Genomic DNA, 26,673 nt, shown 5'->3' with positions numbered 1-26,673 from the left:
TCCTACGGGCTGGTCTGAACCGGCCGCCCCGACGCAATAGGGCCGCGCCATGGCGGGCGCGGCCCTTTCGTATCCGGCTTCCGGTTTCAGTAGCCGGTGCAGTCGATCACGACCCGCACGGTGCGCATCAGGATCGCCGCATCGGTCGGCAGCGACAGGTTGCGGACATATTCGGCATCGTAATGCGCCCGGGCGGCAAAGCTGGTGCGGTTGCGCCCCGCCGTCTGCCAATAACCTGTGATCCCCGGGCGCAGGGCATAATAGGCGCGGCCGGGATAGATTTCCTGCTGGTCGGGCATCATCGGGCGCGGGCCCACAAGGCTCATGTCGCCGATCAGCACGTTCCACAGCTGCGGCAGTTCATCCAGCGAGGACATGCGCAGAAAGCGGCCGAAGCGCGTGATGCGGGGATCGTTGCGCAGCTTTTGCGTTTCGTCCCATTCGCGCCGCGCCTCGGGGTCGGCGGCCAGATGCGCGGCCATCCGGGCATCGGCATCGACGACCATGCTGCGCAGTTTCCACATGCGGAACATCCGCCCGCCCCGGCCGACGCGGATCTGGGTGTAGAAAGGCCGCCCGCCCTCGCGCGCGATCAGCAGGGCGAGCACCAGCACCAGCGGCACCACGAAAGGCGCCGACAGAAGGACAAGAAAAATATCGAACAGGCGTTTGCCCAGGCGCCGATAAGGCGACAGGCCGATGGTGGCGAAATCCTGCGTCGAGGAAATATCCGACAACGACCGCGCAACCGCCTCGGACCGAGGAAACTTGGTATAGTTGATCGTCATTGTTTCTTACTTTCGCACAATAAGCCGAAACATATCCGACGCGGATCTTGTCCCGGCCCGTGCGCCCTCGGGCACCCGGCAGGCCACGCGCCCCCCAAGGCTGCTTTCGCATCCCTTCGTCATCTGATCCGTTCCGTTTTCAGAGCCCCCAGCCCTAGGAACGATTTTATGTTTATTCGCGGGGAATTCGTACCGAAAAGACAGCGCGATTTTGCACGACGCAGGGTCAATCGTGCCGCATTGTTCGCCACAATTCGGCCATTCTTTCGCCCAACGGTCGCCACCCACAACCCTGACGGGAACCCGGGGAATCCCGTAGCAGCCGGGCCGCGAAACCGGCAGCGGATACAAGATCGGGAATCGGGGGTGATTCGCGCCACGACGGGCGCCGGGCCGGCCCGCAGGCTGGCGCCGCGCCCGATGGCGCCGATGCCGGGGCGGGCCCCGCAGGGCCCCCGGCAATGTTTCCAGATCCGGCGCAACCGCGCCGGGATGCGTCAGCGGCGCAGCGCCTCTGCCCCCGCGGGATAGCGCAGGGGGGCGGTGCGGGCATTACGGCGCAACAGGACCCAGCCGAGCCCCAGCATCGCCCCCACCAGACCGGCAACCGGATAGGCCATCAGCGCGGCCAGCAGGCCATGGCCCTGCACCAGCATCACCGCGCCGGACAGAAGCCCCGCCACGCAGCCGAACAGAATGACCATGATCGCCATCAACCGCCTCCTCGCCCCGCCACGGTTGGCACCGCACCAGTGGACCTGACAGACATTTACGCGCGCGAAATGTGGCGAGATGAGGGCGAAAACCGCGCGGTTTCCCGCCGCCGCAACAGATGGCTTGCCCCCGCGCGCCCCGCCCTGTAACCCGCATGCCCCGGCCGGGTTGACTTGCACCCGCCCGGCCCCGACCATCGCGCCAACCGCATCGCAGGAGGCCCCGTGCGCTTCACCCGGCTCAGGCTCAACGGGTTCAAGAGCTTCGTCGACCCCACCGATCTGACGATCGCAGAGGGGCTGACCGGCGTTGTCGGGCCGAACGGTTGCGGCAAGTCGAACCTGCTCGAGGCGCTGCGGTGGGTGATGGGCGAAAACCGCCCCACCGCCATGCGCGGCGAGGGGATGGAAGACGTGATCTTTGCCGGCGCCGCCACCCGCCCCGCGCGCCCCTTCGCCGAGGTCGCGCTGTCGATCGACAATTCCGACCGGCTGGCGCCCTCGGGCTTCAACGATTCCGATACGCTGGACATCAGCCGCCGCATCACGCGCGAGGCGGGGTCGGCCTACAAGGTGAACGGCAAAGAGGTCCGCGCGCGCGACGTGCAGATGCTGTTCGCCGATGCCTCGACCGGGGCGCATTCGCCCGCGCTGGTGCGGCAGGGGCAGATTGCCGAACTGATCAACGCCAAGCCCAAGAACCGCCGCCGGATACTGGAAGAGGCCGCCGGGATTTCCGGCCTCTACCAGCGGCGGCACGAGGCCGAACTGCGCCTGAACGCGACGGAACAGAACCTCGCCCGGGTGGAGGACGTGATCGAACAGCTGGCGGCGCAGCTGGCAGCGCTGGCCCGGCAGGCCCGGCAGGCCGCGCGCTATCGCGAGATCGGGGCCGACCTGCGGCGGACCGAGGGGCTGTTGCTGTTCCGCCGCTGGCACGAATCCGACGCCGCCCGCATGCAGGCAGAGGCCGACCTTCAGGCCCAGACCCGCGCCGCCGCGGGGGCCGAAGGTGCCGCACGTGCCGCGCAGAAGGCCCGGGTGCAGGCCGAAGACGCCCTGCCCCCGCGGCGCGAGGAAGAAACCATCGCCGCCGCGATCCTGCAACGCCTGACGGTGCAGCGCGACGCGCTGGACGAACAGGAAACCCGCGCGCGCGACACACTGGCCACCCTGACCGCCCGCATCGCGCAACTGTCGAAAGACATGGACCGCGAAGCGGGCCTGAACCGCGACGCGGGCGAAACCATCCAGCGGCTGGAATGGGAACAGGACCAGCTGGCCCGCGCCCATGACGGCCACGACGCCCGCCTTGCCACGCTGGCAGAGGCCGCGCGCGAAGCCGCGGCGCATCTGGCGGCAGAGGAAAGCGCCCTGGCCGAACGGACCGAGGACGCCGCGCGCCTGTCCGCCCGCCACCAGTCCGCGCAACGCCTGCTGGCCGACACGCGCACGGCGCTGACCCGCGCCACGGCGGAATCCGACCGCGCCACGGGGGCCGCCGGGGCCGCCGAAACCGCCCTTTCCCGCGCGGCAGAGGATCACGACCGCGCCGCCGCCGCGCTGACCGAATCCCAGACCACCGCCGCCCGCGCGGAAGAGGTTCTGGCCGAGGCCGAAACCGCCCGGGCAGAGGCACAGGGGCGCGAGGCAGAGGCCCGCGCCGCCCGATCCGCCGCAGAGGGCGAGGCGAATGCCCTGAGGGCAGAGGTCGCGGCACTCGCCCGGCTGGTGGAACGCGAAAGCCATGCGGGGGAACAATTGCTCGACCGCGTGCAGGTCGAACCGGGGTACGAGGCCGCGTTCGGCGCGGCATTGGCCGACGACCTGCGCGCGCCGGAAATCGCGGCCGACGCGCCCTCTGGCTGGGTCACGCTGGCGGATTACGCCGATGCCCCCGCCCTGCCCGCGGGGGCCGAACCGCTGGCCCCCCGCGTCACCGCCCCCGCCGCGCTGGCCCGCCGCATCGCCCGCATCGGCGTGGTCGCCCGGGCCGATGGCGCGCGGCTGCAACCGCTGCTGGCGCCGGGTCAGCGGCTGGTCTCGGCCGAGGGCGACCTGTGGCGGTGGGACGGTTTCCGCGCCGGGGCGGATGATGCCCCCAACGCCACCGCGCTGCGGTTGCGGCAACTGAACCGCCTCGTCGCGCTGAAACGCGATCTGGAGGAAGTCGCCGCCCGTGCCGCCGGGGCGAAACAGGCGCATGAGGCATTGCAGGCCCGGCTGGCAGACCTGACCCGCGCCGACCAGCAGGCGCGCGAGGCCCGCCGCGCCGCCGACCAGCGCGTGACCGAGGCGAACCGGGCGCTGGCCAAGGCAGAGGCAGACCGTTCCATCGCCGGGGCCAAACGCGACGCGGCGGCGCTGGCCGTCACCCGGTTTTCCGCCGAGGCGGCAGAGGCGCGCGCGCGGCTGGCCGAGGCGGAAGAAGCCGCCGCCGCCCTGCCCGACATGGCCGCCGCCCGCGCCGGGCTGGAGGCCGCCAAGACGGGGGTGGAGGCCGCGCGGCTGGCCATGATCGCCCGCCGGTCCGCCCATGACGAGGCGCGGCGCGAGGGCGAGGCCCGCACCCGCCGCCGTCAGGAAATCGCCAAGGAAATCTCTGGCTGGCGGCACCGGCTGGACACGGCGGAAAAGCGCATCGCCGAACTGGCCGACCGCCGCACCGCGACCGAGGCCGAACAGGCCGAGGCCGCCACCCGCCCCGACGAAATCGCCGCCAAGCGCGCCGAACTGTCCGATGCGATCGCCACGGCAGAGGCACGCCGCACCGCCGCCGCCACGGCGCTTGCCGCCGCCGAGGATGCCCTGCGCGCCGCGCAGGACGGCGAACGCAGCGCCGAACGCGCGGCTGGCGAGGCGCGCGAATCCCGCGCCCGTGCGGATGCCCGGGCAGAGGCCGCCCGCACCGCCGTGACGCTGGCCGCCGAACGCATCGCCGAGGCCGCCGACTGCACCCCCGCCGCGCTTGCCGCGCAATTGCAGGCCGACCCCGCGACCCTGCCCGCCGCCGACGCGCTGGAATCAGAGGCCGCCCGCCTGCGCCGCGCCCGCGACGCGCTCGGCGCCGTCAACCTGCGCGCGGAAGAGGACGCGCGCGAGGTGCAGGTGGAACATGACACGCTGAAGGGCGAAAAACTCGATCTGGAAGAGGCGATCCGCAAACTGCGCGCCGGCATCGCCGGGCTGAACCGCGAGGGGCGCGAACGGCTGCTGACGGCGTTCGAACAGGTCAACACCACCTTCGCCACGCTCTTCACCCATCTCTTCGGCGGGGGCGAGGCGCGGCTGGTGCTGGTCGAATCCGACGATCCGCTGGAAGCCGGGCTGGAAATCATGTGCCAGCCGCCGGGCAAGAAGCTGTCCACCCTCAGCCTGCTGTCGGGGGGCGAACAGACGCTGACGGCAATGGCGCTGATCTTCGCCGTGTTCCTGACCAACCCCGCGCCGATCTGCGTGCTGGACGAGGTGGACGCGCCGCTGGACGACGCGAACGTCACCCGCTTCTGCGACCTGCTGGACGAGATGACCCGGCGCACGGAAACCCGGTTTCTCATCATCACCCACCATGCGGTGACGATGGCGCGGATGGACCGGCTGTTCGGCGTGACGATGGGCGAACAGGGGGTGAGCCAGCTGGTGAGCGTCGACCTCAAGCGCGCGGAACAGCTTGTGGCCTGACCTGTGCGCCCGCCCGGCGGCGGTGCCCGTGGCTTCTGTCGGCAGCCTCCGGCGGGAGTATTTGGGAAAAGATGAAGCCGCACCCGCCCTGCAATAAGGGCGCGCCCTCTTCACTTTCTGTCTTTAAATATCCCCGCCGGAGGCCACCGCCCCCTCCACCCGCACCACCGCCGGGCTTGGGCTACAGCGCCGCCACCTTCGCCCGCAATCCCAGGTCATGTTCCCGCAGCAATCCGGCCTCGCGCAGGGCCTCCAGCGCCTCGGGGCGGGCGGTCTGCACCATGTCGTAGAAGGCGGCGATTTCGGCCGCGTCGGCGGCCAGCAGATGCGCCTGAAGATCGGGCAGGAACTGGTAGGCGCCCTTCGACAGGCGGAAGGCGAGGCCCTTTTGCCAGCGTGCGGGATCTTCGGCATGGAAATGCAGCAGCGCGAGGTCGGGGCTGAAACGGCCGCCGAACACGCGTTCGCCCTCGATCCTTGCGCCGTGGATATTGGGTTTCAGCCGCGGCTCGCCGGTGCGGAAGAAGCATTTGCCGACGGTATGGCTCAGCATCCCCTTTTCCAGCAGCGGCGCGAAGCGGCCGAAAAGGCGGGCGGCCAGCGCCGGGTCCGGCCCCGGCATCTGGCGGCGGAAGTGGCGGGCGGTGAAGATGTCGTCGGGCAGGCCGGGGGTGTGCAGCGCCTCCCACGGTTCGACCCGCAGGATCAGGCGATCCTCGGGCAGATCGGCCAGCACCTCGGCCACCGGGCGGTCGGCCAACAGGTATTCGTCCACGTCCAGATGGGCGAGGAAATCGACCCTGGCGCGGTGATAGCAACGGTTCACGTTGCGGAACTGGCGCAGCTGATGCGTGGGCGGGCGGCGGCCCACGCTGCGCTGCCAGTAGTCGTCGGTGCAGCGGATGACGCGGACGCCCTTCAGCGGTTCCAGCACCGCCACCGCCGGATCGTCGGGGTCGTCGAGGTGGATCCAGATCCGTTCCGCCCCCAAGGCGCGGTGATGGGCGACGAAGGCCAGCACCTGATCCACCGGCGCCTTGACGGTGGCGCAGACCCCCCAACGCGGCATCAGAGCGCGTCCAGCAGCGCGCGCGTGGGCCAGGCGTCGGCGGGCAGGCCGAGACGCATCTGTTCCTTCTGCACCGCCACCCGCGTCATCGCGCCGAGGATGCCGTCCACCGCCCCCACGTCATGGCCCCGCGCCCGGAGTTTCGTTTGCAGCGCCTTCATCTGGTCGGCACCCAACGCCGGGTCGGGGGCGCCTGCGTCGAACACCGGCGCGCCCTCGATACGGGCGGCGAAATAGGCGGCGGTGGTGACATAGACGAAGCTCTTGTTCCATTCGAACAGCACATGGAAGTTCGGATAGACGAGGAACGCCGGCCCCTTCCTGCCCTGCGGCAACAGCAGGGATGCGGGCAACCCGCCCTCGGGCAGGTGGCCGTGGCGGGGCTTCACCCCGCGCCGGGCCCAGTCCGCGGTGCGCGGGGCCTTGTCGATACCCGACAGCGACCAGTCGAGATCGGGGGGCACGGTGACTTCCTGCAACCACGGCTCGCCCGGTCGCCAGCCCAGATCGCGCAGCATCCGCGCGCCCGACAGGATCGCATCCGCAACCGAGGTTTTCAGCAGCACCTTGCCGTCGCCGTCACCATCCACCCCGCGGGCGAGGATGTCGGCGGGCAGCATCTGCACCATCCCGATTTCGCCCGCCCATGCCCCGGTGGTGCGCGCGGGGTCGAACTGGCCGCGTTCCCACAGCGCCAGCGCGGCCAGCACCTGCGGGCGGAAGAGGCCCGGGCGGCGGCAGTCATGGGCCAGCGTCACCAGCGCGTTCAGGGTGTTGTAATCGCCCTGCACCGCGCCGAAATCGGTCTCGAACGCCCAGAAGGCCAGCAGGATCCCGCGCGGCACGCCGTAGTCGCGCGCGGCACGGGTGAACAGCGCGTCATGCTGGCGCGACTTGGCGGCGGCGGTGGTGACGCGGTTCTGGCTGATCAGGCTGCGCGCGAATTCGGTGAAGGTCTTGCGGAACACGCCCTGCGCGCGGTCGGCACGGATCACCGCCGGATCCTGCGCGGCGGTGCGGAAGAAGGCGTCGGCCCTGGCCCGGTCATGGCCCTGCGCCACGGCCTCTGCCTTCAGCCCCGCGATGAAGGCGGGGAAGGGGCCGCCGCAGGGCACATCCGCCCGCGCGGGAAGGGCCAGAAGGGCGAAGGCGAGGGCAAGGGGCAAACGCATCGGAAACTCCTGAAATTCCCGCGCAGATTAGCACCCCGCCCGCCTGTGGCAACCGCTCAGCCCCGCGGGGCGGGGCGGCCATGGGGGGCCGTGAAGTCCAGCACCGGGTTGATGGGGATGATCCGGTTCGGGTTTATCGTGTCGTGGCTGTAGTGATAGTGGCGCACAATATGGTCCATCTTCACCGTCGCCGCCACGCCGGGCCATTGGTAAAGCTGCCGCGTATAGGCCCAAAGCGCCGGATAGTCGATCAGCCGCCTGCGGTTGCACTTGAAATGCAGGTGATACACCATGTCGAACCGCACCAGCGTGGTGAAAAGCCGCCAGTCCGCCTCTGTCACCCGCTCCCCCGCAAGGAAGGGCTGGCGGGTCAGAAGATCCTCCAGCCAGTCGAGGGTATCGAAGACCTCCTGCACCGCGGTGTCGTAGGCGTCCTGCGTGGTGGCGAAACCGGCGCGGTAGACGCCGTTGTTGAAGCCCGGATAGATGCGGTCGTTCACCGCCTCGATCGCCGCGCGCAAAGGTTCGGGCCAGAAATCGGCGGTGTTGCCGGTCAGCCCGTCGAAGGCCGAATTGAACATGCGGATGATTTCCGAACTTTCGTTCGACACGATGGCGCCGCTCGCCGTATCCCACAGCACCGGCACCGTGACGCGGCCCGACACATCGGGGACCGCGCGGGTATAAAGGTCGCGCAGGAAGGGCAGGCCGTGCAGCCGGTCGCCCGTCGCGCCGGGGAAATCGCCGGCGAAGGTCCAGCCATCGGCCAGCATGTCGGGATGGACGACAGACACGCCGATATGCGGCGCCAGCCCCTTCAGCGCGCGGAAGATCAGCGTGCGGTGCGCCCATGGGCAGGCGTAAGAGACATAGAGGTGATAGCGCCCCGATTCGGCGGCGAACCCGCCGGTGCCGGAGGGCCCCGGCGCGCCGTCGGGGGTGATCCAGTTGCGGAACCGCGTCACCGTGCGCTCGAACCGCCCGCCGGTGCTTTTGGTGTCGTACCAGGACGGATCCCAGATCCCGTTGACCAGTTGCCCCATGGCCGCGCCTCCTTGTTTCCCTGCCCGAGATAGCGGCCACGCGATCTGGTGCAACCCTTGGCGCGCGCGCATGTTCCCTGCGCTGCCGCACATCCGGCTGTAGCCGCCGCGCCACGCCCCCGCGCATTGCGCGGTGCGATGCGCAATTGTCGTGAATTCGCGGTATGATGGGTGGGAATCGTCAGGGGCCCGGGAATGCCCGGGCCGGGGGGGGGCACCATGCTGGAACATCTGCCGCCGGAGATCGCCGAGGGCTTTGCCCGCGCGCGCCGCCTTGAACGGGCGGGGGGCAAGCGGCTGCGCTTGCAAGTGGGCGGGGCGGTGTTTCCCATCCTGCGGCTGTGGCACGACGGCTTTTCGCTGGACGCCGCGCGCGTGCCGCAACGGCTGCGCGGCTTCGTCGAGGTGCATGAGGGGCCGAACCTGCTGCTGACCTGCCTGATCGTGGCGAGCGAGATCGAGGCGGGCGAGCTGATCTGCACCTTCAAGCGCGCGACCGCCGCGGCGGATGCCCCGGCGGCGGATTACTGGCGCGGCGAGTCCCCGCCGCGCAAACTACTGTCGCTGCTGCCCCGGTTGTGACCGGCGAAGGGCGGGGCGGATCCCGCCCCGCCGTGTCGGTTATTGCAGGTCGGCGAAGGCGTTTTGCAGACGCTCCACCGCCTCGGCCACCCTTGCGCGGGGGGTGGCGAGGTTGAAGCGCAGAAAGCTTTCGCCCCCCTTGCCGAAGGTGGGGCCGTGGTTGGCGGCAATCGCGGCGTCGCGTTCCACGCGGGCGGTGAATTCCTCGGCGCCCATGCCGGTGGCGTCGAAATCCACCCAGGCGAGGTAGGTCGCCTCCAGCCGCATCGGCGCAAGGCCCGGGATCGCGCGCAACCCTTCGTCGAACAGGTCGCGGTTGCCGGCGAGATAGACCATCAGCGCATCCACCCAGTCCGCGCCCTCGGGCGAATAGGCGGCGGTGGCCATGACCTGCCCGAAGGCATTGCCGGAAATGCCAAGCGCCATCATCCGCGCCGCGAAAGCCGCGCGCAGGCCGGGGTCGGGGATGATGACATTGCCGGTATGGGCGCCGGCGATGTTGAAGGTCTTGGTCGTCGCCGTCATCATCACCAGCCGGTCGAGCATGTCGGGCGCGGCCAGCGGCATGGGGATATGGCGCTGGCCGGGATAGACCAGATCGTGGTGGATCTCGTCCGACACCAGGATCAGCCCGTGGCGGCGGCAGAAATCGGCCACGCCGCGCAACTCGCCCGCCGTCCAGACCCGCCCGCCGGGGTTGTGGGGCGAACAGAGGATCAGCATCCGCGCCCGTCCTTGCGCCGCCACCAGCCCGTCCCAGGCGTCGAAATCCATTTCATACCGGCCATCGCGCAGTGCCAGCGGGCATTCGATCACCTCGCGCCCGGCGGCGCGGGTGACGCGAGCGAAGGCGTGATAGACCGGCGTCATCAGCACCACCCCGTCACCCGGCGCGGTGAAGGCGTCGATGCACATGCCGGTGCCGTTCACCAGCCCGTGGGTGGTGAAGATCGCCTCGTCCTCGACCTGCCAGCCGTGGCGCGCCGCCATCCACCAGCGGATCGCGGCCTTGTAGTCGCGGTCGTCGCCGAAATAGCCGTAGACGCCGTGGCCGGCCATTTTCTCCACCGCCTGCTGGACGCGGGCGGGCGGGCGGAAATCCATGTCGGCCACCCACATCGCCAGCCCCCGCCCCGCGGTCGCGGGGTAGTAATGGTCGAGCATGTCCCACTTCTGGCAATGCGTCCCGCGGCGATCAATGATTTCGTCGAAATTCATGCCTTCTCCTCTGGTCGCGCCCGGGGTGTTTCCCCGGCCCCCGGGGCGCAAGATGCCGTTCGCATGGAACAACCGCGCGCAACCGCAAAGGCGGCATTGCGCGGCCCGGGGGCTTCGCCTAAATCGGGGCCATGCTGCGCCCGATCCTGATCCATCCCGACCCCCGGCTCAAGAAGCTCTGCGCCCCCGTTGCCGACATCGGGGCGGAAATCGGCCGCCTGGCCGAGGACATGCTGGAAACCATGTACGACGCCCCCGGCGTCGGCCTCGCCGCGCCGCAGGTGGGGGTGATGAAGCGGCTTCTGGTCATGGACTGCGTGAAGGACCCCGAGGCCGCGCCGCGCCCGATGGTGCTGATCAACCCCGAGATCACCTGGCGGTCGGAGGAAACGAACGTCTACGAGGAAGGCTGCCTGTCGATCCCCGACCAATATGCCGAGGTCACGCGCCCCGCCATGGTGCGCGTGCGCTGGACCGGGCTGGACGGTGCGGCGCAGGAGGAAGAGTTCACCGGCCTCTGGGCGACCTGCGTGCAGCACGAGATCGACCATCTGGATGGAAAGCTTTTCATCGACTACCTCGGGCCGATCAAGCGGCAGATGATCACGCGGCGGATGGAAAAGCTCAAACGCGACCGCGCGCGGGGCGGGACCTGAGCCGGGGCGCGGCCCGGCCCGCAGCCTGTCCCGGCGGCGGCGGTATCCGCCCAGCGGCAGTGCGGGTGGATGGTGCGGGGGCCTCCGGCGGGGATATTTGGGGACAGAAAATGAACAGGAGCGGGTTTGGATGCCCGGCCTTCCTCATTTTCTGTCCATAAATATCCCGGGGGTCCGGGGGCTGGCCCCCGGCGCTGTCATCGCCGCCGGGCATGGCGCCGGGGCGTGTGGACGGCTGTGGCGGGGGATGGTAAGCGGCGGGCATGGCGGTTTTGCAGATCCTGACCTATCCCGACCCGCGCCTGCGCCGGCCCTGCCTGCCGGTGGGGGCGGTGGATGCCGCCGTGCGGCAACTGGCGGCGGATATGCTGGAGACGATGTATGCCGCCCCGGGCCGGGGCCTTGCCGCGCCGCAGGTGGGGGTCATGCTGCGGCTGTTCGTGATGGATCCGGACTGGCGCACGGGCCCGCCCGCGCCGCGCATCTGCATCGACCCGGAAATCCTCGACCCCTCGGACGCCACCGCGACCTGCGAGGAGGGGTGCCTGTCCATCCCCGGCGTCCCCGCGCCGGTCACGCGCCCGGCTGAGGTGACGCTGTGCTGGACCGGGCTCGACGGCATCCGGCGCAGCGAGCGGCTGGCCGGCATCGCCGCCACCTGCGCGCAGCATGAGCTCGATCACCTTGACGGCCGGCTCTGCATCGACCTGATGGACAGGGCGGCGCGCGCCGCCGCCGCGCCCGTTCTGGCTGCATTGGAGGCCCGATGATCCGCCCCTTCCTGCCCTGGCCCGACCGCCGCCTGCGCACTCCCGCCGCGCCGGTGGAGGCGATCACCGATGACATCCGCGCCATCTGGGACGACATGGTGGAAACCATGGACGCCATGCCCGGCGTGGGGCTGGCGGGGCCGCAGGTGGGGGTGATGCTGCGGCTGGCGGTCGTCGATTGTTCCGACGCGCGCGGGCAGGCGGTCCGGCTGGCGAACCCGGTGATCCTGCATGCCTCGGGCCAGTTGCGGGACCATGACGAGGCATCGCCCAACCTGCCCGGGGTATCGGCGGTGATTTCGCGCCCCCGGGCGGTGACGGTACGGTTCCTGAACGAGAAGGGCGCGGTGGAGGAGCGCGATTTCGTGCATCTCTGGGCCACCTCGGTCCAACACCAGATCGACCATCTGGACGGGCGGATGTATTTCGACCGGCTCAGCCCGCTCAAGCGCAAGATGCTGATCGCGCGGGCCGAAAAGCTGCGGAGGCGCTGATGCGGGTGATCTTCATGGGCACGCCCGAGTTTTCGGTGCCCGCGCTGGATGCGGTGGCGGCGGCGCATGAAGTCGTGGCGGTCTATACCCAGCCCCCCCGCCCCGCGGGCCGGGGCAAGCAGCCGCGCCCTTCGGCGGTCCATGCGCGGGCAGAGGTGCTCGGCCTGCCCGTGCGCCATCCCGCGCGTCTGCGCGATGCGGCGGAACAGGCGGCATTCGCCGATCTGCGGGCGGATGCGGCGGTGGTGGTGGCCTATGGGCTGATCCTGCCGCAGCCGGTGCTGGATGCGCCGCGGATGGGCTGCCTGAACATCCATGCATCGCTTTTGCCGCGCTGGCGGGGCGCCGCGCCGATCCATCGGGCGATCATGGCGGGGGATGCGGAAACCGGCGTCTGCATCATGCGGATGGAGGCGGGGCTGGACACCGGCCCCGTCCTGCTGCGCGAGGCGACCCCGATCGGGGCGGAGGACACCACCGCCGACCTGCACGACCGGCTGTCCGCCATGGGCGCGCGGCTGATCCTGCGGGCGCTGGCAGGGCTGCCCGATCTGGCGGCGGAACCGCAGCCCGAGGAAGGCGTCACCTATGCCGCCAAGATCGACAAGGCCGAGGCGCGCGTGGACTGGACCCGCCCGGCGGCAGAGGTGGACCGGCTGATCCGGGGCCTGTCGCCCTTTCCCGGCGCATGGTGCGGGATCGGGGGGGAACGGGTGAAACTGCTGCGGTCCCGCCTTGTGCCCGGGCAGGGTGCGCCGGGGCAGGTGTTGGGGGGCCTTACCATCGCCTGCGGCACCGGCGCGGTGGACATCACGCTGGCGCAGCGCGAGGGCAAGCGGCCGATGCCGCCCGAAGATTTCCTGCGCGGCTTCACCCTGCCCGCGCGGCTGGACTGACCCCCGCGCCTGCCTGGGTGGCCTGGCTGCGCTAGCGTTCCGGCAGGCTCGGCCCGCGCCTCCCCCCTCCGACCGGGGAAGGATCGCACATACGGGGCAGAGGTGGTCATCGAATCATCTGTTCGGGCGTTCGCATGCGGAGGGGTTGCGGTTCCGGGATCCGGCCTGAGGCCCCATCGGGGGCGGGCATCCGCCCCCGTCTCTTCCCCCGTCAAGCCGCTTCACAGCCGGGCGTTTTCCCCCCATAGTCTGCGCGCCGTTGCAGGAGTCTGCCGATGCCCATCGTCTTGCTGATCATCGTCGGTGCCGCCGCCGGGTTCATCGCCACCCGGGTGATGAAGGTTCAGGCCGATATGCTGACCACCATCGCCATCGGCGTATTCGGCGCATTGCTGGGCGGGTTGCTGCTGCGGGTGCTGCTGACGATGACCGGATGGATGGCCGGGTTCGTGGGTGCGGTGCTGGGGGCCATGGCGCTGATCTGGCTGTGGCGCACCTATGTGGGCCGTATCTGACGCATGATGCCGCCGCTTCTGACCCTCTATCTCGCCTTCGCGCGGGTGTCGGAACCGCTGTGGCGGCTGGCGCTGCACCGCCGTGCCCGGCGGGGGCGCGAGGATCCGGCCCGCATGGCGGAAAAGTTCGGCCGCGGCATGGCGCCCCGGCCCGGCTGTCCGGTGATCTGGTTCCACGCGCTGTCGGTGGGCGAATCGCTGGCGCTGCTGGCGCTGCTGAACCGGCTGGTGGCGGCGCGGCCGGATCTATGGGTGCTGCTGACCACCTCGACCCGCACCTCGGTGGAGGCATGGGACAGGGTGGGCCTGCCGCCCCGGGTGATCCACCAATATGCCCCCGTCGATGCGCCCGGGCCGATGCGGCGGTTCCTGCGCCACTGGAAACCGGCGGCGGCGGTGTTCGCGGAATTCGACCTCTGGCCGGTGCGGATGTTGGAAACCACGGGGGCGGGGGTGCCCGCGATCCTGATCAATTCCCGCCTGTCCGCAGGCCGGTTCGAACAGCGGATGCGCATGGCGCGGGTCTATGGCTGGCTGCTGGTGCGGTTCCGGCGGATCCTGTTGCAGGACGCGGCCTCGGTTCCCCGGTTCGTGGCGCTTGGCGCGCCGGCGGACCGGGTGGCGGTGATGGGCGTGCTCAAGGCCGCGGCCGCGCCCCTGCCCGATGCGCCCGCCGAACGCGCCGCCCTTGCCGCGGCGATCGGCGACCGGCCGCTGTGGTTCGCCGCCGCCACCGAACGGCGGGAGGAACCGCAGGTGATCGAGGCGCACCGGCAGGCCAGCCTGCGCGCGCCCCGCCTGCTGCTGATCATCGCGCCGCGCCATGCCCGCGATGCCGACGGGACCGAGGCCCTGGCCCGCGCCGCCTTTGCCCATGTCGCCCGCCGCAGCCGGGGCGAGGTGATCGGCCCCGACACGCAGGTCTATATCGCCGACACGATCGGCGAAATGGGCCTGTGGTACCGCCTGTCGCCGGTGTCCTTCGTCGGCCATTCCCTGCGGGTGGAGGGCGAGCCCCTGTCGGGCAAGAACCCGTTCGAGGCGGCGGCGCTCGGTTCCGTGATCCTGCATGGGCCCGAGGTCGACATGTTTTCCGAAAGCTATGCCGCATTGGCGGCGGCGGATGCGGCGATCCTGACGGAAGATGCCCCCGCGCTGGCCCGCGCGGTGCTGGCGTTGCAGGATCCGGCGGCGCGGGCGCCCCATCTGCCCGGTGCGGCCCGGGTGATGGCCGAACAGCAGGCGCCGCTGGAGATCGCGCTGGACGCGGTGCTGGCGCTGCTGGACGGGCCGGCCGAAGGGGCGGCGGTGGACAAATATGATCAAAAGCCCTAAGCAGACCCGAACCCGAAGGGCCCTGCCATGACCACCGATCCCGCCCGCATCGCCGGTATCGACCGCCGCCGGCTGACCGGCATCACCGCGCGCGAACGCCGCCGCTATGCGGCCCTGCGGCCGAAATCCCGCGCCGCGGCCGAACGGGGCGGGACGGTATTCCTGAACCGGGTGCCGATGCACTGGATGCGCGACTGGCCGATGCCCTTTCCGCTGGTGGTGGACCGGGCAGAGGGCGCGCATCTGACCGACATCGACGGCTTCGGGATCGACGATTTCTGTCTGGGCGACACCGGGTCGATGTTCGGCCATTCACCGAAACCCGTGGCGCGCGCGATCCGGGCGCAGGCCCGCCGGGGCCTGACCTGCATGCTGCCCACCGAGGCCGCATATGAGGCCGGGCGGCTGCTGACCGGGGTCTTTGGCGACTACCTGTGGCAGATCGCGACCACCGCGACGGATGCCAACCGCTTTGCCCTGCGGGTGGCGCGGGCGGTGACGGGGCGGGCGAAGGTGCTGGTGTTCGACGGCTGCTATCACGGCACGGTGGACGACGCGATGGTGACGCTGAACGCCGGGCAGACGGTGAACCGCCCCGGGCTGGTCGGGCAGGTGACGGACCTGTCGACGCTGGCCACGGCGGTGCAGTTCAACGATCTGGCGGGGGTGGAAACCGCGCTGGCGGGCGGTGACATCGCCGCCGTGCTGACCGAACCCGTGATGACAAATTCGGCCATGGTCCTGCCCGGCCCCGGCTTTCACGAAGGGTTGCGCGCCCTGACCCGCCGCTATGGCGCGCTGCTGATCGTGGATGAAACCCACACGATTTCCTCGGGTTACGGCGGATATACGCGGCGCCACGGGCTCGACCCCGACATTTTCGTGGTGGGCAAATGCATCGCGGGCGGCATGCCTGCGGCGGTCTGGGGGCTGGCCCCGCCGGTCGCGGACCGGTTCGCGGCCTGTGACGCCATGCGGCCCCCCGGCCATTCCGGCATGGGCACCACCCTGTCCGCGAATCCGATGCAGTTCGCCTGCCTTGCCGCCACCCTGTCCGAGGTGATGACCCCCGCCGCCTATGCCCGGATGGAAAAGCGCGCCGCGCGGCTGGAAGCGGGTCTGGCGCAGGCCATCGCCCGCCACGCCGCGCCCTGGCATGTGCTGCGCGTCGGCGCGCGGGTGGAATTCGTCTGCGCCCCCGGCCCCTTGCGCAACGGGGCCGAGGCCGCCGCCGCCCACCACCCCGATGCGGAACGCGCGCTGCATCTGATGCTGCTCAACCGCGGCTGCCTGATCGCGCCCTTCCACAACATGATGCTCGTCAGCCCGGCGACGAAAAAGCGGCAGGTCGACCGCCTGATCGCAGCCTTCGACGAATCCCTTGCAGAGCTTTTCGCGCCATGACCCACAGCCCCTCCGGTTCGCTGCCCCAGGAGGCAGAGGATTTCCTCGCCGCCAACCCCGATATCGAGGCGATCGACATCGTGCTGCACGACGCCAACGGTATCGGGCGCGGCAAGATCATCCGGCGGCACGAACTGATGGGCTTCTACACCGGGGGCCGGCACCTGCCGATTTCCATCCTCGGCCTCGACATCTGCGGCGAGGATGTGCACGAAACCGGCCTGATCTGGGATCAGGGCGATGGCGACCTGCGCGCCTGGCCGATCCCCGGCACGCTGAAGCGCCTGCACGGCACCACCCCGCCGCGGGCAGAGGTGTTCATGTGCATGTACACGCTCGACGGCGCGCCGATGACCTCGGACCCCCGCCACGCGCTGGCCCGGCAGGTGGCGGCGATGGCGGCCGAAGGCATGCGCCCCGCAGGCGCGTTCGAGCTGGAATTCTTCCTGCTGGCGAACGACCGCGACGCGCAGGGCCGCGTGCAACCCGCCCGCGCGGTGCTGGACGGGCGCCCTTCGGCGAAAACCGAGGTCTATTCGGTCGATCACCTGCACGGGATGCTGCCGCTTTTCTCCGACATCTACCGCGCGGCAGAGGCTTGCGGGATCAGGGCGGAAACGCTGATTTCCGAATACGCCCCCGGCCAGTACGAACTGACGCTGCATTACCGCGAGGATGTGATGCAGGCGGCGGACGATCTGATGCGGCTGAAACGGATCGTGCGGCTGCAGGCGCGCCAGCACGGCATGACCGCCTGTTTCATGGCCAAGCCGGTGGAACAATACGCCGGGTCCGGCATGCATTTCCACGTCTCGCTGCCCGACCTTTCCGGGCGCAACCTGTTCGTGGAAACCATCGAAGGCCGGTGGAACGACACCATCCGCCACGCGCTCGGCGGGCTGATCGCGACGATGGGGGAATCCATGCTGGTCTTCGCGCCGCATGCCAACAGCTGGCGGCGGTTCGCGGCGCAAAGCTATGCCCCCGTCAGCCCGACATGGGGCGTCAACAACCGCTCTGTCGCGCTGCGCATCCCGGCGGGCGACATCCGCGCCCGGCGGATCGAACACCGCCCGGCGGGGGTGGATGCGAACCCCTATCTGGTGGCGGCGACCGTGCTGGCCGGGATCCGCCACGGGCTGACGCAGCGGCTCGACCCGGGGCCGGAAACCACCGGCAACGGCTATGTTGCCGCCCCCGAGGCGCCGCCGATCCCGGTGGACTGGCGGTCGGCCATCGCCGCGGCCGAAGGGTCGGCCTTCCTGAAAGACGCGCTCGGCCCCGACATGCACCGCACCTTCACCGCGATCAAGGCGGCGGAACAGGCCCGCGTGGCGCGGACCATCGCGGATGTGGACTACGACCTCTACCTGCATACGGTGTAGAGGTCGGCGGCGGGGGTTTCACACCCCCGCACCCCCGTGGGATATTTTCAGACAGAAAGTGAAGAAAGGCGCGGGCAAGCGGCTGCGCCTTTCTTCACTTTCTGTCCTTAAATATCCCGGGGGTCCGGGGGCTGGCCCCCGGCGCGACGGATCAGCCGCAGCGACGGAAGGTCAGGTAATCCGGCACCCGCCCCTCGCGCAAAGCCTTCTGTTCATAGCGGGTGGAGATCCAGTCGGCCCAGGGCTCGCCACTGTGGCGGATCAGGTCGAACCCGGCGGGGGGCACCTCTTCCAGCGTCTGGCGGACGTAATCGGGGATGTCGGTCGCCACGCGCAATTCCGCCCCGGGCGCGCAGGCGCGGGCCAGCGGCAGCAGGTATTCCGGCGTCACGAAGCGGCGGCGGTGGTGGCGCGCCTTGGGCCAGGGGTCGGGGTAGTTCAGGAACACCTTCGACAGCGCGGCATCGGGCAGCACGTCGAACAGGTCGCGCACGTCGCCCGGATGGATCGCCACATTCCCCCCCTCGGCCGCGCGCAGCTTGCCGAGCGCCATGGCGATGCCGTTCACGAAGGGCTCGCAGCCGATCAGGCCGACCTCGGGGTGCAGGCCCGCCATATGCACCAGATGCTCGCCCCCGCCGAAACCGATTTCCAGCCAGACCAGCCGGCCGCCGAACCGCGCGGCCAGGTCCAGCGGGTGGCGGTCGGGGTTTTCGTCGAAGGTGACGCCGGGCAGGCGCAGGACCTCCAGATCCTCTGTAAGGTAGGTCTTCTGGCTGCGGCGCAGGGTCTTGCCGTGGGTGCGGCCATAGAAGTTGCGATGCGGGCGGAGGGCGGGATCGGTCATGGCGATGTCGGGGGAACCTCGGGCGCGGACCCGCGGGGGATAGCGGGCCGGGCGGGGGCGGTCAAGCACCCGCCCCCGCGGCATGACGTTGCGGCGCGTTGCAACGGGCGATTGACATGAAGGGTGGTTCATGTCTCATATTCAGGGACTCCCGCGGCCGGTCCGGCACGCGCGGTCAGTGGAGGAGGAACCCATGAAGAAACTTCTTACGGCCGGCGCGGCGGCGATCGCGCTGATGGCGGGATCGGCGGCCTGGGCCGAGATCCGCATCGCCCATGTCTACGACATCACCGGCGCGCTGGAAGCCTATGCCAAGCAGTCGCATATCGGGCTGATGATGGGGCTGGAATACGCCACCGGCGGCACGATGGAGATCAACGGCGAAAAGATCGTCGTGATCGAGAAGGACACCCAGCTCGACCCCGCGGTGGGCCGCGCGATGCTGGCAGAGGCTTACGGCGACGACAACGCGCATATCGCCGTGGGCGGCGTGGGGTCGGGCGTGGCGCTGGCGATGCTGCCGGTGGCAGAGGAATATGAACGCATCTTCGTCGTGGAACCGGCGGTGGCCGATTCGATCACCGGCGAGGCGTGGAACCGCTACATCTTCCGCACCGGGCGCAATTCCAGCCAGGACGCGATTTCCAACGCCGTGGCGCTTGGCGGCGCGAACGTGAAGATCGCGACGCTGGCGCAGGACTATGCCTTCGGCCGCGACGGCGTGGCGGCCTTCCGCGAGGCGCTGGCGCCGACCGGGGCCGAAATGGTGCACGAGGAATACGTGCCCACCGACACCACCGATTTCACCGCCGCGGCCGAGCGTATCTTCAACGCCATGGGCAAGGTCGAGGGCGACAAGAAGCTGTTCATCATCTGGGCCGGCGGCGGCAACCCGATGGGCAAGATCAACGCGATGGACCCGGGCCGGCACGGCGTGCAGATCACCACGGGCGGCAACATCATCGCCGCGCTGACCGCCTACAAGGAACTGCCGGGGCTGGAAGGCGCGACCTACTATTACTACGAAATCCCGCAGAACCCGGTGAACGAGTGGTTCGTGAAGGAACATTTCGCCCGCCACAACGGCCCGCCGGATTTCTTCACCGCGGGCGGCATGTCGGCCGGCATCGCCATCGTCGAGGCGATCAAGAAGGCGGGCGGCGTCGAGGATACCGAGGCGCTGATCGCCGCCATGGAAGGGATGGAGTGGGAGACGCCCAAGGGCAAGATGATCTTCCGCGCCGAGGACCATCAGGCGCTGCAATCCATGTACCACTTCCGCACCGAGGTGCAGGACGGCAAGGATTACGGCGTGCCGGTGCTGGTGCGTGAACTGGGCATCGAGGACATGGACATCCCGATCCGCAACAAGCGGTAAGACACCGGGGCGGCGGGCGCCCTTTGCGCGCCCGCCCCCGCCACGCACCCACCCCCGGACAGGAGAGACCATGACCCGGAGCCTTCTGGAGACAGAGGCGCTGACGGTGCGTTTCGGCGGCCATGTGGCGGTCGATGCCGTGACCTGCGCCTTTCATGCGGGCCAGTTGACCGCCATCGTCGGGCCCAACGGGGCCGGCAAGACCACCTATTTCAACCTGATCTCGGGCCAGATCCCGGTCACATCCGGCAAGGTGCGGCTGTCGGGCGAAGAGATCACGCGCCTTACCGCCTCGGACCGCTGCCGCAGGGGGATCGGGCGGGCGTTCCAGCTGACGAACCTTTTCCCCGGGCTGACGGTGCTGGAAAACGTGCGGCTGGCCATTCAGGCGCACCGGCCCGGCAGCGGGTCGATCCTGTCGATGGCCACGGCCCGCACCGCGCTGACCCAAGAGGCGATGGCGGTGCTGGAACGGGTGCGGCTCGACGCGCTGCGCGACCACAGGGTCAGCGAACTCAGCCACGGCAACCAGCGCAAGCTGGAGGTGGCGATGCTGATCGCGCTCGCCCCCCGGGTCTACATGTTCGACGAACCCACCGCGGGGATGAGCGTGGACGAGGCCCCCGTGGTGCTGGATCTGATCGCGGAACTGAAGGCCGAAACCGACCGCACCATCCTGCTGGTCGAACACAAGATGGACGTGATCCGCACCCTGGCCGACCGGATCATCGTGCTGCACAACGGCGCGCTGGTGGCGGATGGCGAACCGGGGGCCGTGATGGCCTCCGACGTGGTGCAGGAAGCCTATATGGGAAAGGGGCTGAGCCTTGTCTGACGCGATCCTGACCCTTGCGGGCGTGCATACCGACATCGCCCAGTACCATATCCTGCACGGGGTGGACCTGATGGTGCCGCGCGGCGGGGTGACAATGCTTCTGGGCCGCAACGGCGTGGGCAAGACCACCACCCTGCGCACGATCATGGGCCTGTGGAAGGCGCGCGCGGGCCGCGTCACCTTCGACGGCCACGACATCACCGCCGCCCCGGTTCCCGCCCGCGCCCGCGCCGGTATCGGCTATGTGCCCGAGGACATGGGCGTTTTCACCGACCTGACGGTCGAGGAAAACATGGTGCTGGCCGCCGCATCCGGGCCTTTGGACCCCGCGCGCCGCGACCGGATCTTCACCGCCTTTCCGCCGCTCAAGACCTTCTGGAAATCCGAGGCGGGCAACCTGTCGGGCGGGCAGAAACAGATGCTGTCCATCGCCCGCGCGATGGCAGAGGACCGCAAGCTCTACCTCATCGACGAGCCCACCAAGGGCCTTGCCCCCGCCATCGTGTCCACCATGGCGGGCGCGCTGCGCGAGTTGAAGGCGCAGGGTGCGACGATCCTGATGGTCGAACAGAACTTTGCCGTCGCGCGCGCGCTTGGCGATCATGCCGCGGTGATGGATGACGGCCGCATCGTCTGGACCGGCACGATGGCGGAACTGGCGGGCGATGCCACGCTACAGGAACGCCTGATGGGCCTGAGCATGGAGGCGCATTGACATGACGCATGCCCCCGCCCCCGAACACAAACCCACCTTCGCCAGCGTACCGCTGCCCGAACGCATCGGCCGGGCGATGCCGCTGATCCTGATCCCGCTGCTGGTGGTGTTGGGCTTTCTCGCCATCGGCAACCCGTCAAGCTGGCTGACGCTGACGGTATCGGGGCTGGCGATGGGGATGATGATCTTCATCATGGCCTCGGGCATGACGCTGGTCTTCGGGCTGATGGATGTCATCAACTTCGGCCATGGCGCGTTCATTTCCGTGGGCGCCTTCGTGGGGGTGTCGGTGCTGCTGGCGCTCGGCCACTGGACGGGCGCGCCCTCACTGGCGCTGAACCTCGGCGCGGTGCTGCTGGCGGTGATCGCGGCGATGGCGGTGACGGGCGCGCTCGGTTGGGCGTTCGAGCGGGTGATCGTCAAGCCCGTCTACGGCGCGCATCTGAAACAGATCCTCGTCACCGTCGGCGGGCTGATCGTGATCGAACAGTTGATCCACGTCTTCTGGGGCCCGCAGGAGATCTTTTTCACCCGGCCCCAGATGCTCAAGGGCGCCGTCACCTTCTGGGGCGCGGCGCTGGAAAAATACCGGCTGCTGGCCGTCGCCATCGGGATCGTGCTGTTCGTCGTCATGCGGCTGGTGCTGCGGCGCACGCGCATCGGGCTGATCGTGCGCGCGGGCGTCCAGAACCGCGAGATGGTCGAGGCCTTGGGCTATCGTCTGCGGCTGGTGTTCGTGGGCGTGTTCATCGCCGGGTCCGCGCTGGCCGGCCTCGGCGGGGTGATGTGGGGGATGTATCAGGAGGTCATCACCGCCGGCATGGGCGAAAGCATGATGATCCTCGTCTTCATCGTGGTCATCATCGGCGGGCTCGGCTCGGTCGAGGGGGCGTTCATCGGCGCGCTGCTGGTGGGGCTCTTGCAGAACTACATCGCCTTTCTGGAACCCAAGCTCGCGCTGATTTCCAACATCGGGCTGATGACGGTGATCCTGATGTGGCGGCCGCAGGGCATGATGCCCGTGGTCAAGGCGAAATAGGGGGGCGGGGATGCTGATCAACCTCATCTCGGGCGACCGGCCCCGGTCGAAGGTGCTGGCGGTGGTGCTGCTGGCGATCTTTCTCGGGCTGGCGCTGGCGCCCTTCCTGTTTCCCGGCGTGCGTGCGCTGGAAACCACGGCCAAGATCGCCATCATGATCGTGCTGGCGGCCAGCTACGACCTGCTTCTGGGCTATACCGGCATCGTCAGCTTTGCCCATACGATGTTCTTCGCCATGGGGGCCTATGGCGTCGGGCTGGCCTCGATGCACATGGGGCGCGGATGGGGCGCGCTGGCGGTGGGCACGGTCGGCGGCATGGTGCTGGCCGCGGCGCTGGCCTTCGTCATCGCGCTTTTTTCGCTGCGGGTGCGGGCGATCTTCTTTGCGATGATCACGCTCGCCGTCGCCTCTGCCGTCGCGGTGCTGGTCAGCCAGCTGTCGTGGCTGACCGGGGGCGAGGACGGGTTCACCTTCCAGATCCCGCGCGAACTGACCCCGGCCTTCCGCGGCGGCGAGTTTCTGGGCGTGCAGATCACCGGCAAGGTGGTGAACTATTACGTCGTGTTCACCGGCTGCCTGCTGCTGTTCCTGTTCCTGCTGCGGGTGGTGAATTCCCCCTTCGGCCGGGTGCTGCAGGCGATCCGCGAGAACGACTTCCGGGCAGAGGCGATCGGCTTTCGCGTCGTCTGGTACCGCACCGTCGCCACCTGCCTGTCGGCCGGGGTGGCCGCGCTGGCGGGCAGCCTGTTCGCGGTCTGGCTGCGCTATGTCGGGCCCGATACCACGCTCAGCTTCGGGCTGATGCTGGATATCCTGCTGATGGTGGTGATCGGCGGCATGGGCACGATCTGGGGCGCGGTGATCGGGGCGACGCTTCTGGTGCTGGCGCAGACCTATCTTCAGGTCCTGATGGAAAAGGCCGCCGTGGCGACCGAGGCGATCCCGTTCCTGTCGCGGCTCCTCGATGCCGACCGCTGGCTGCTGTGGCTCGGCGTGCTGTTCATCCTGTCGGTCTATTTCTTCCCCACCGGCATCGTCGGGCGGCTGAGGAAAGGGCGATGAGCCCCCCGCGCCCGGTCGTCCTGCTGCATGGCTGGACCATGCGGGGGGCGGTGTTCGCGCCGCTGGCGGCGCGGCTCGGCCCCGGGTTTGCCTGCGTGGCGCCCGACCTGCCGGGCCATGGCGCGGCGCGCGAGGTGCCGGGGGGCCTCGGCACCTGCGCGGGCGTGCTGGCGGATGTGCTGGCAGCGCTGCCCGCGCCCGCGCTGGTCGTGGGCTGGTCGATGGGCGCGGCGGTGGCCTGGACCTATGCGGCGCGCCACGGTGTGGGGCGGATGGCGGGGCTTATCACCATCGACATGGCGCCGCGGCTGGTCAACGGGCCGGACTGGCAGGCCGGGCTTCTGGGCCAGACCCCCGCCCGCCTGCGCCAGACGGTGGAAGAGATCCGCGGCGACTGGCCCGTGGCGGCGCAGAAGATCGCCCGCACCATGTTCGCCCGCCGCGAGGGCGGCGCGGACCTGAGCCGCGAAGCCGCCGCCGCGCTGGTGCTGGACAACGACCCCGCCCGCATCGCCCCCTATTGGGATGAAATGCTGGCGATGGACCTGCGCCCGGCGATCCCTGCCCTGCGCCTGCCCTATCTGGTCGCGCATGGCGGGCAAAGCCGCGTCTACCCCGCCGCGGCCGCGGAATGGCTGGCCGCCACCGCCCCGCAGGCCCGGCGGCTGGCCTTCGCGGCATCCGGCCATTCCCCCCATCTGGAAGAACCGGAAACCTTCGCCGCCGCGATCCGGGATTTCGCCGCCGCCCTCTGACCGGCACCCGCGCCTCGTGAAAGCGACGCCTCCGCCCCGCAAGAGCCGCGGCTGGCTTCATCTTGCCCCAAATACTCCGGGGGTCCGGGGGCTGGCCCCCGGCGCGCCCTCAACGCCCATGCGCACTGTCGGCATATTTCACCAGACTGCGCCCCTCGGCCACCAGCGTGCCATCGGCGGTCCGGCAGGTCGCCCACAGATCGGCGATGCGCTTGTCCGCGCGCAGCCGCGTGACCTCGACCCGCGCGGTCAGGGGCGCGTCCAGCGGCGCGGGGGCGGGGAAGGCGAGTTCCTGTTTGAGGTAGTTCGTCCCCGGCCCCGGCAGTTTCACCCCCAGAAGATAGGACACCAGCGCGGCCAGCAGGGGCTCGGGCACCCTGTCGCCGGCCTCCACCCCGGCCAGCGCGGCAAAGCCCGCCATGTCCCCTGCCGTGAAGGTCCGGCGCAGTTCCGCGAAATCGCCCACCTGCATCACGCCACCTCCGCCTCGCCCAGAAACAGTTCCGCCCCGTCCGCCGCGCGGGTCGCGGTCAGCGTCACCACGCCCGGCAGGTCGCCCGCCACGCGCAGCACCACCGCCTCGCCGGTATAGGCGGGGTTGGGGAACATCATCGACGCCCGCAACTGCACCGCCCCCGGCCGGGCGGCGCGGATCATGCCCCAGAGCTTGGCATAGATCAGCATCCCATGGCTGACCGTGCGGCCAAAGGCGGTGCGGGCGGAAAAATCCGGGTCCACATGGATCGGGTTGTCGTCGCCGGATACGCGGGCGAACAGGTCGTAATCCGCCTGCACCGGCATCCATTCCGCGGTCAGTTCCATCATTCCCCCCTTTGCGCCCACAGCCGCAGGTCGGGCTTGCGCACCTTGCCCGCCGCGGTGCGCGGCAGGTCGTCCACCGCCCGCACCGTCGCCGGCACCTTGTAGGCGGCCAGCCGTTCGCGGCACCACGCCCGCAACGCCGCCGCATCCACCCGCGCACCGGGGCGGGGAATGACGAAGGCCGCGCCGACCTCGCCCCATTTCGCATCCGGCACGCCGACCACCGCGGCCTCCAGCACGTCCGCGTGTTCGTTCAGCACCCGTTCCACCTCTGCCGGATAGACGTTCTCGCCGCCGGATATGTACATGTCCTTGATCCGGTCCACGACCCAGACGAAGCCATCCGCATCCCGCCGCCCCACATCGCCCGACCGCAGCCAGCCATCGGGGTCAAAGGCGGCCGCCGTCGCCTCGGGGTTGCCGTAGTAGCCCGGGGTGATGTTGGGGCCGCGGAACAGCACCTCGCCGGTGCCGGGCTGGCCGTCGGGCACACCGTCCAGCCGGCATTCGGTCAGCACCTGCGGCCGGCCCACCGACCCGATTTTCGTTTCCGCATGCGCCGCATCCATCAGGAACACCGTGGGGCCGGTTTCCGTCATGCCGAAACCGTTCAGTACCTTGCAGCCCCGCGCGGCAAAGAACCGGATCAGCGGTTCCGGCAAGGGCGCGCCGCCGCAGCCGCAGCGCAGGCGCGACCAGTCGACCCCATCCACCTCGGCCAGCAGGCTGAGCGCCTGATAGATCGCGGGCACGCCGAAGAACTGCGTCACCGCGCCGGACCGGATCAGATCCAGCGCCGCACCCGCATCGAACTTGCGCAGCACGGTGGAACTGCCGCCGGTCAGGAACACCGGCAGGGTGTAGAGGTTGATCCCCGCGGTATGGAACAGCGGCAGGAAGTTGACCGACCGGTCCGCCCCCGTCAGCCCGATCGCCTGCCCGATGTTGACCGCGTTGGCCCAGGCCATCCGCGCGGTCTGGATCACCGCCTTGGGCCGCCCGGTGGTGCCGGATGTGAACAAGAGATACCACACTCGCCCCGCCGGAATCGCCCCCGCGCTGCCGGGCCCGCCCGCGGCCATCCAGCCCGCAGCCTCTCCCTCCAGCCGCCATGCGGGCAGCGCCAGGCTACCTGCGACGGTGGCGGCGGTATCGGCAAAGGCATCCTCGTAAAGCAGCGCCCGGGGCGCGAAGGGTTCCAGCACGTCCACCAGTTCCGGCGCGGGCTGGCGCCAGTTCAGCGGGCAGAGGATGATCCCCGTCTTCTGGCAGGCGAACAGCGCCACGAAGAACTCCACCCGGTTCTGGCAGAGGATGGCGATCCGGTCGCCCTCGGCCAGCCCCTGCGCGCGCAAGCCTTCGGCCATGCCGTTCGCGGCGGCGTTGATGGCGGCGAAGGTCCAGTCGCGCCCGCTGTCATGATCGCGCAAGGCCAGCGCGTCGGGGCCCAGATCGGCGCGGCGGGCCGCCATGTCGGGTACGTGGTCGAACATCGCTC

At 69.8% G+C, this 26,673-nt stretch carries 26 protein-coding genes; 16 read left to right on the top strand and 10 right to left on the bottom strand.

Annotated features, from left to right (window positions below):
• Positions 1-86: 86 nt before the first annotated feature.
• Positions 87-788: a sugar transferase gene (locus RGD00_RS09505; RefSeq protein ID WP_310457085.1), complete on the bottom strand. Its 702-nt coding sequence runs from the start codon at positions 786-788 to the stop codon at positions 87-89.
• Between the two features lie 497 nt (positions 789-1,285).
• A complete protein-coding gene (locus RGD00_RS09500; protein WP_310457084.1) occupies positions 1,286-1,501 on the bottom strand; it encodes a hypothetical protein in 216 nt (71 codons plus the stop codon).
• Positions 1,502-1,726: 225 nt separating this feature from the next.
• Here RGD00_RS09500 and smc point away from each other — a divergent pair, with 225 nt between their 5' ends.
• The gene (gene smc, locus RGD00_RS09495; protein ID WP_310457083.1) at positions 1,727-5,182 is read left to right on the top strand and encodes a chromosome segregation protein SMC; all 3,456 of its coding nucleotides are present in this window, start codon (positions 1,727-1,729) and stop codon (positions 5,180-5,182) included.
• A gap of 181 nt (positions 5,183-5,363) precedes the next feature.
• On the opposite strand, the gene RGD00_RS09490 is transcribed toward smc, so the two are convergent.
• From RGD00_RS09490 to RGD00_RS09480, 3 genes are read right to left on the bottom strand one after another with little or no spacing between them, the layout of a single operon-like run.
• Positions 5,364-6,251, bottom strand: a complete 888-nt coding sequence (locus RGD00_RS09490; protein WP_310457082.1) for a glycosyltransferase family 2 protein — start codon at positions 6,249-6,251, stop codon at positions 5,364-5,366.
• A complete protein-coding gene (locus RGD00_RS09485) occupies positions 6,251-7,423 on the bottom strand; it encodes a lytic murein transglycosylase (protein ID WP_310457081.1) in 1,173 nt (390 codons plus the stop codon). The genes RGD00_RS09490 and RGD00_RS09485 overlap by 1 nt, the downstream gene beginning before the upstream one ends.
• 56 nt (positions 7,424-7,479) lie before the next feature.
• Positions 7,480-8,466 (bottom strand): glutathione S-transferase family protein, encoded by a 987-nt coding sequence (locus RGD00_RS09480; protein WP_310457080.1) that lies wholly within the window; start codon positions 8,464-8,466, stop codon positions 7,480-7,482.
• A gap of 195 nt (positions 8,467-8,661) precedes the next feature.
• On the opposite strand from RGD00_RS09480, the gene RGD00_RS09475 reads away from it, so the two are divergent.
• The gene (locus tag RGD00_RS09475; protein WP_310457079.1) at positions 8,662-9,048 is read left to right on the top strand and encodes a hypothetical protein; all 387 of its coding nucleotides are present in this window, start codon (positions 8,662-8,664) and stop codon (positions 9,046-9,048) included.
• Positions 9,049-9,087: 39 nt separating this feature from the next.
• On the opposite strand, the gene RGD00_RS09470 is transcribed toward RGD00_RS09475, so the two are convergent.
• Positions 9,088-10,266, bottom strand: coding sequence for a MalY/PatB family protein (locus RGD00_RS09470; RefSeq protein ID WP_310457078.1), 1,179 nt, complete (start codon positions 10,264-10,266; stop codon positions 9,088-9,090).
• A gap of 131 nt (positions 10,267-10,397) precedes the next feature.
• Here RGD00_RS09470 and def (RGD00_RS09465) point away from each other — a divergent pair, with 131 nt between their 5' ends.
• The 8 genes from def (RGD00_RS09465) to RGD00_RS09430 all read left to right on the top strand — a co-directional run bounded on the left by def (RGD00_RS09465) (position 10,398) and on the right by RGD00_RS09430 (position 17,721).
• On the top strand, positions 10,398-10,922 hold the full coding sequence (gene def / locus RGD00_RS09465; RefSeq protein ID WP_310457077.1) for a peptide deformylase: 525 nt from the start codon (positions 10,398-10,400) through the stop codon (positions 10,920-10,922).
• Between the two features lie 263 nt (positions 10,923-11,185).
• Positions 11,186-11,692, top strand: coding sequence for a peptide deformylase (gene def / locus RGD00_RS09460; protein ID WP_310457076.1), 507 nt, complete (start codon positions 11,186-11,188; stop codon positions 11,690-11,692).
• A complete protein-coding gene (def, locus tag RGD00_RS09455; RefSeq protein WP_310457075.1) occupies positions 11,689-12,186 on the top strand; it encodes a peptide deformylase in 498 nt (165 codons plus the stop codon). Before def (RGD00_RS09460) ends, def (RGD00_RS09455) begins: the two co-directional genes overlap by 4 nt.
• Entirely contained in the window at positions 12,186-13,082 is an 897-nt protein-coding gene (fmt, locus tag RGD00_RS09450) for a methionyl-tRNA formyltransferase (RefSeq protein ID WP_310457074.1), read from the top strand. Before def (RGD00_RS09455) ends, fmt begins: the two co-directional genes overlap by 1 nt.
• A 275-nt stretch (positions 13,083-13,357) precedes the next feature.
• On the top strand, positions 13,358-13,597 hold the full coding sequence (locus RGD00_RS09445; protein WP_310457073.1) for a GlsB/YeaQ/YmgE family stress response membrane protein: 240 nt from the start codon (positions 13,358-13,360) through the stop codon (positions 13,595-13,597).
• A gap of 3 nt (positions 13,598-13,600) precedes the next feature.
• The gene (locus tag RGD00_RS09440) at positions 13,601-14,932 is read left to right on the top strand and encodes a 3-deoxy-D-manno-octulosonic acid transferase (RefSeq protein WP_310457072.1); all 1,332 of its coding nucleotides are present in this window, start codon (positions 13,601-13,603) and stop codon (positions 14,930-14,932) included.
• A 27-nt stretch (positions 14,933-14,959) separates the two neighbouring features.
• A complete protein-coding gene (locus tag RGD00_RS09435; protein ID WP_310457071.1) occupies positions 14,960-16,336 on the top strand; it encodes an aspartate aminotransferase family protein in 1,377 nt (458 codons plus the stop codon).
• Positions 16,333-17,721: a glutamine synthetase family protein gene (locus RGD00_RS09430; RefSeq protein ID WP_310457070.1), complete on the top strand. Its 1,389-nt coding sequence runs from the start codon at positions 16,333-16,335 to the stop codon at positions 17,719-17,721. The genes RGD00_RS09435 and RGD00_RS09430 overlap by 4 nt, the downstream gene beginning before the upstream one ends.
• A gap of 151 nt (positions 17,722-17,872) precedes the next feature.
• Here RGD00_RS09430 and trmB read toward each other — a convergent pair whose 3' ends face one another.
• Positions 17,873-18,568, bottom strand: a complete 696-nt coding sequence (gene trmB, locus RGD00_RS09425) for a tRNA (guanine(46)-N(7))-methyltransferase TrmB (RefSeq protein WP_310457069.1) — start codon at positions 18,566-18,568, stop codon at positions 17,873-17,875.
• Between the two features lie 193 nt (positions 18,569-18,761).
• Here trmB and RGD00_RS09420 point away from each other — a divergent pair, with 193 nt between their 5' ends.
• From RGD00_RS09420 to RGD00_RS09395, 6 genes are all read left to right on the top strand, one after another.
• Positions 18,762-19,946: a substrate-binding domain-containing protein gene (locus tag RGD00_RS09420; protein ID WP_310457068.1), complete on the top strand. Its 1,185-nt coding sequence runs from the start codon at positions 18,762-18,764 to the stop codon at positions 19,944-19,946.
• Between the two features lie 70 nt (positions 19,947-20,016).
• A complete protein-coding gene (locus tag RGD00_RS09415; RefSeq protein WP_310457067.1) occupies positions 20,017-20,781 on the top strand; it encodes an ABC transporter ATP-binding protein in 765 nt (254 codons plus the stop codon).
• Complete coding sequence (locus tag RGD00_RS09410) at positions 20,774-21,496, top strand: ABC transporter ATP-binding protein (RefSeq protein WP_310457066.1); 723 nt, start codon at positions 20,774-20,776, stop codon at positions 21,494-21,496. The genes RGD00_RS09415 and RGD00_RS09410 overlap by 8 nt, the downstream gene beginning before the upstream one ends.
• Position 21,497: 1 nt before the next feature.
• Positions 21,498-22,535 (top strand): branched-chain amino acid ABC transporter permease, encoded by a 1,038-nt coding sequence (locus tag RGD00_RS09405; protein WP_310457065.1) that lies wholly within the window; start codon positions 21,498-21,500, stop codon positions 22,533-22,535.
• Between the two features lie 10 nt (positions 22,536-22,545).
• Positions 22,546-23,598 carry a branched-chain amino acid ABC transporter permease gene (locus tag RGD00_RS09400; RefSeq protein WP_310457064.1) on the top strand — a complete coding sequence of 351 codons (1,053 nt, stop codon included), beginning with the start codon at positions 22,546-22,548 and terminating at the stop codon, positions 23,596-23,598.
• On the top strand, positions 23,595-24,353 hold the full coding sequence (locus RGD00_RS09395) for an alpha/beta fold hydrolase (protein ID WP_310457063.1): 759 nt from the start codon (positions 23,595-23,597) through the stop codon (positions 24,351-24,353). The genes RGD00_RS09400 and RGD00_RS09395 overlap by 4 nt, the downstream gene beginning before the upstream one ends.
• 109 nt (positions 24,354-24,462) lie before the next feature.
• On the opposite strand, the gene RGD00_RS09390 is transcribed toward RGD00_RS09395, so the two are convergent.
• Genes RGD00_RS09390 through RGD00_RS09380 form a run of 3 tightly spaced genes read right to left on the bottom strand, consistent with a single transcriptional unit; the run spans position 24,463 to position 26,668 of the window.
• Positions 24,463-24,825, bottom strand: a complete 363-nt coding sequence (locus RGD00_RS09390; protein ID WP_310457062.1) for a hotdog family protein — start codon at positions 24,823-24,825, stop codon at positions 24,463-24,465.
• Positions 24,825-25,175 carry a MaoC/PaaZ C-terminal domain-containing protein gene (locus RGD00_RS09385; protein WP_310457061.1) on the bottom strand — a complete coding sequence of 117 codons (351 nt, stop codon included), beginning with the start codon at positions 25,173-25,175 and terminating at the stop codon, positions 24,825-24,827. The genes RGD00_RS09390 and RGD00_RS09385 overlap by 1 nt, the downstream gene beginning before the upstream one ends.
• Positions 25,175-26,668 carry a class I adenylate-forming enzyme family protein gene (locus RGD00_RS09380; protein ID WP_310457060.1) on the bottom strand — a complete coding sequence of 498 codons (1,494 nt, stop codon included), beginning with the start codon at positions 26,666-26,668 and terminating at the stop codon, positions 25,175-25,177. The genes RGD00_RS09385 and RGD00_RS09380 overlap by 1 nt, the downstream gene beginning before the upstream one ends.
• Positions 26,669-26,673: the final 5 nt, after the last annotated feature.

The sequence above is a fragment of the Ruixingdingia sedimenti genome, from assembly GCF_031432425.1.
Classification (GTDB): domain Bacteria; phylum Pseudomonadota; class Alphaproteobacteria; order Rhodobacterales; family Rhodobacteraceae; genus Ruixingdingia; species Ruixingdingia sedimenti.
Note: the sequence above shows the minus strand (reverse complement) of the source record. Positions and strands in the feature narration are given on the sequence as shown.

Excerpts from the sequence above, each read along its gene's own strand:
- RGD00_RS09445 (WP_310457073.1), top strand. The coding sequence starts at position 13,358 with ATGCCCATCGTCTTGCTGATCATCGTCGGTGCCGCCGCCGGGTTCATC.
- def (WP_310457075.1), top strand. The coding sequence starts at position 11,689 with ATGATCCGCCCCTTCCTGCCCTGGCCCGACCGCCGCCTGCGCACTCCC.
- RGD00_RS09380 (WP_310457060.1), bottom strand. The coding sequence starts at position 26,668 with ATGTTCGACCACGTACCCGACATGGCGGCCCGCCGCGCCGATCTGGGC.
- def (WP_310457076.1), top strand. The coding sequence starts at position 11,186 with ATGGCGGTTTTGCAGATCCTGACCTATCCCGACCCGCGCCTGCGCCGG.
- RGD00_RS09405 (WP_310457065.1), top strand. The coding sequence starts at position 21,498 with ATGACGCATGCCCCCGCCCCCGAACACAAACCCACCTTCGCCAGCGTA.
- RGD00_RS09385 (WP_310457061.1), bottom strand. The coding sequence starts at position 25,175 with ATGGAACTGACCGCGGAATGGATGCCGGTGCAGGCGGATTACGACCTG.
- def (WP_310457077.1), top strand. The coding sequence starts at position 10,398 with ATGCTGCGCCCGATCCTGATCCATCCCGACCCCCGGCTCAAGAAGCTC.
- RGD00_RS09390 (WP_310457062.1), bottom strand. The coding sequence starts at position 24,825 with ATGCAGGTGGGCGATTTCGCGGAACTGCGCCGGACCTTCACGGCAGGG.
- RGD00_RS09430 (WP_310457070.1), top strand. The coding sequence starts at position 16,333 with ATGACCCACAGCCCCTCCGGTTCGCTGCCCCAGGAGGCAGAGGATTTC.
- RGD00_RS09470 (WP_310457078.1), bottom strand. The coding sequence starts at position 10,266 with ATGAATTTCGACGAAATCATTGATCGCCGCGGGACGCATTGCCAGAAG.
- RGD00_RS09480 (WP_310457080.1), bottom strand. The coding sequence starts at position 8,466 with ATGGGGCAACTGGTCAACGGGATCTGGGATCCGTCCTGGTACGACACC.
- RGD00_RS09475 (WP_310457079.1), top strand. The coding sequence starts at position 8,662 with ATGCCCGGGCCGGGGGGGGGCACCATGCTGGAACATCTGCCGCCGGAG.
- RGD00_RS09420 (WP_310457068.1), top strand. The coding sequence starts at position 18,762 with ATGAAGAAACTTCTTACGGCCGGCGCGGCGGCGATCGCGCTGATGGCG.
- RGD00_RS09435 (WP_310457071.1), top strand. The coding sequence starts at position 14,960 with ATGACCACCGATCCCGCCCGCATCGCCGGTATCGACCGCCGCCGGCTG.
- RGD00_RS09440 (WP_310457072.1), top strand. The coding sequence starts at position 13,601 with ATGATGCCGCCGCTTCTGACCCTCTATCTCGCCTTCGCGCGGGTGTCG.
- RGD00_RS09505 (WP_310457085.1), bottom strand. The coding sequence starts at position 788 with ATGACGATCAACTATACCAAGTTTCCTCGGTCCGAGGCGGTTGCGCGG.
- RGD00_RS09485 (WP_310457081.1), bottom strand. The coding sequence starts at position 7,423 with ATGCGTTTGCCCCTTGCCCTCGCCTTCGCCCTTCTGGCCCTTCCCGCG.
- fmt (WP_310457074.1), top strand. The coding sequence starts at position 12,186 with ATGCGGGTGATCTTCATGGGCACGCCCGAGTTTTCGGTGCCCGCGCTG.
- trmB (WP_310457069.1), bottom strand. The coding sequence starts at position 18,568 with ATGACCGATCCCGCCCTCCGCCCGCATCGCAACTTCTATGGCCGCACC.
- RGD00_RS09415 (WP_310457067.1), top strand. The coding sequence starts at position 20,017 with ATGACCCGGAGCCTTCTGGAGACAGAGGCGCTGACGGTGCGTTTCGGC.
- RGD00_RS09490 (WP_310457082.1), bottom strand. The coding sequence starts at position 6,251 with ATGCCGCGTTGGGGGGTCTGCGCCACCGTCAAGGCGCCGGTGGATCAG.
- RGD00_RS09500 (WP_310457084.1), bottom strand. The coding sequence starts at position 1,501 with ATGGCGATCATGGTCATTCTGTTCGGCTGCGTGGCGGGGCTTCTGTCC.
- RGD00_RS09400 (WP_310457064.1), top strand. The coding sequence starts at position 22,546 with ATGCTGATCAACCTCATCTCGGGCGACCGGCCCCGGTCGAAGGTGCTG.
- RGD00_RS09395 (WP_310457063.1), top strand. The coding sequence starts at position 23,595 with ATGAGCCCCCCGCGCCCGGTCGTCCTGCTGCATGGCTGGACCATGCGG.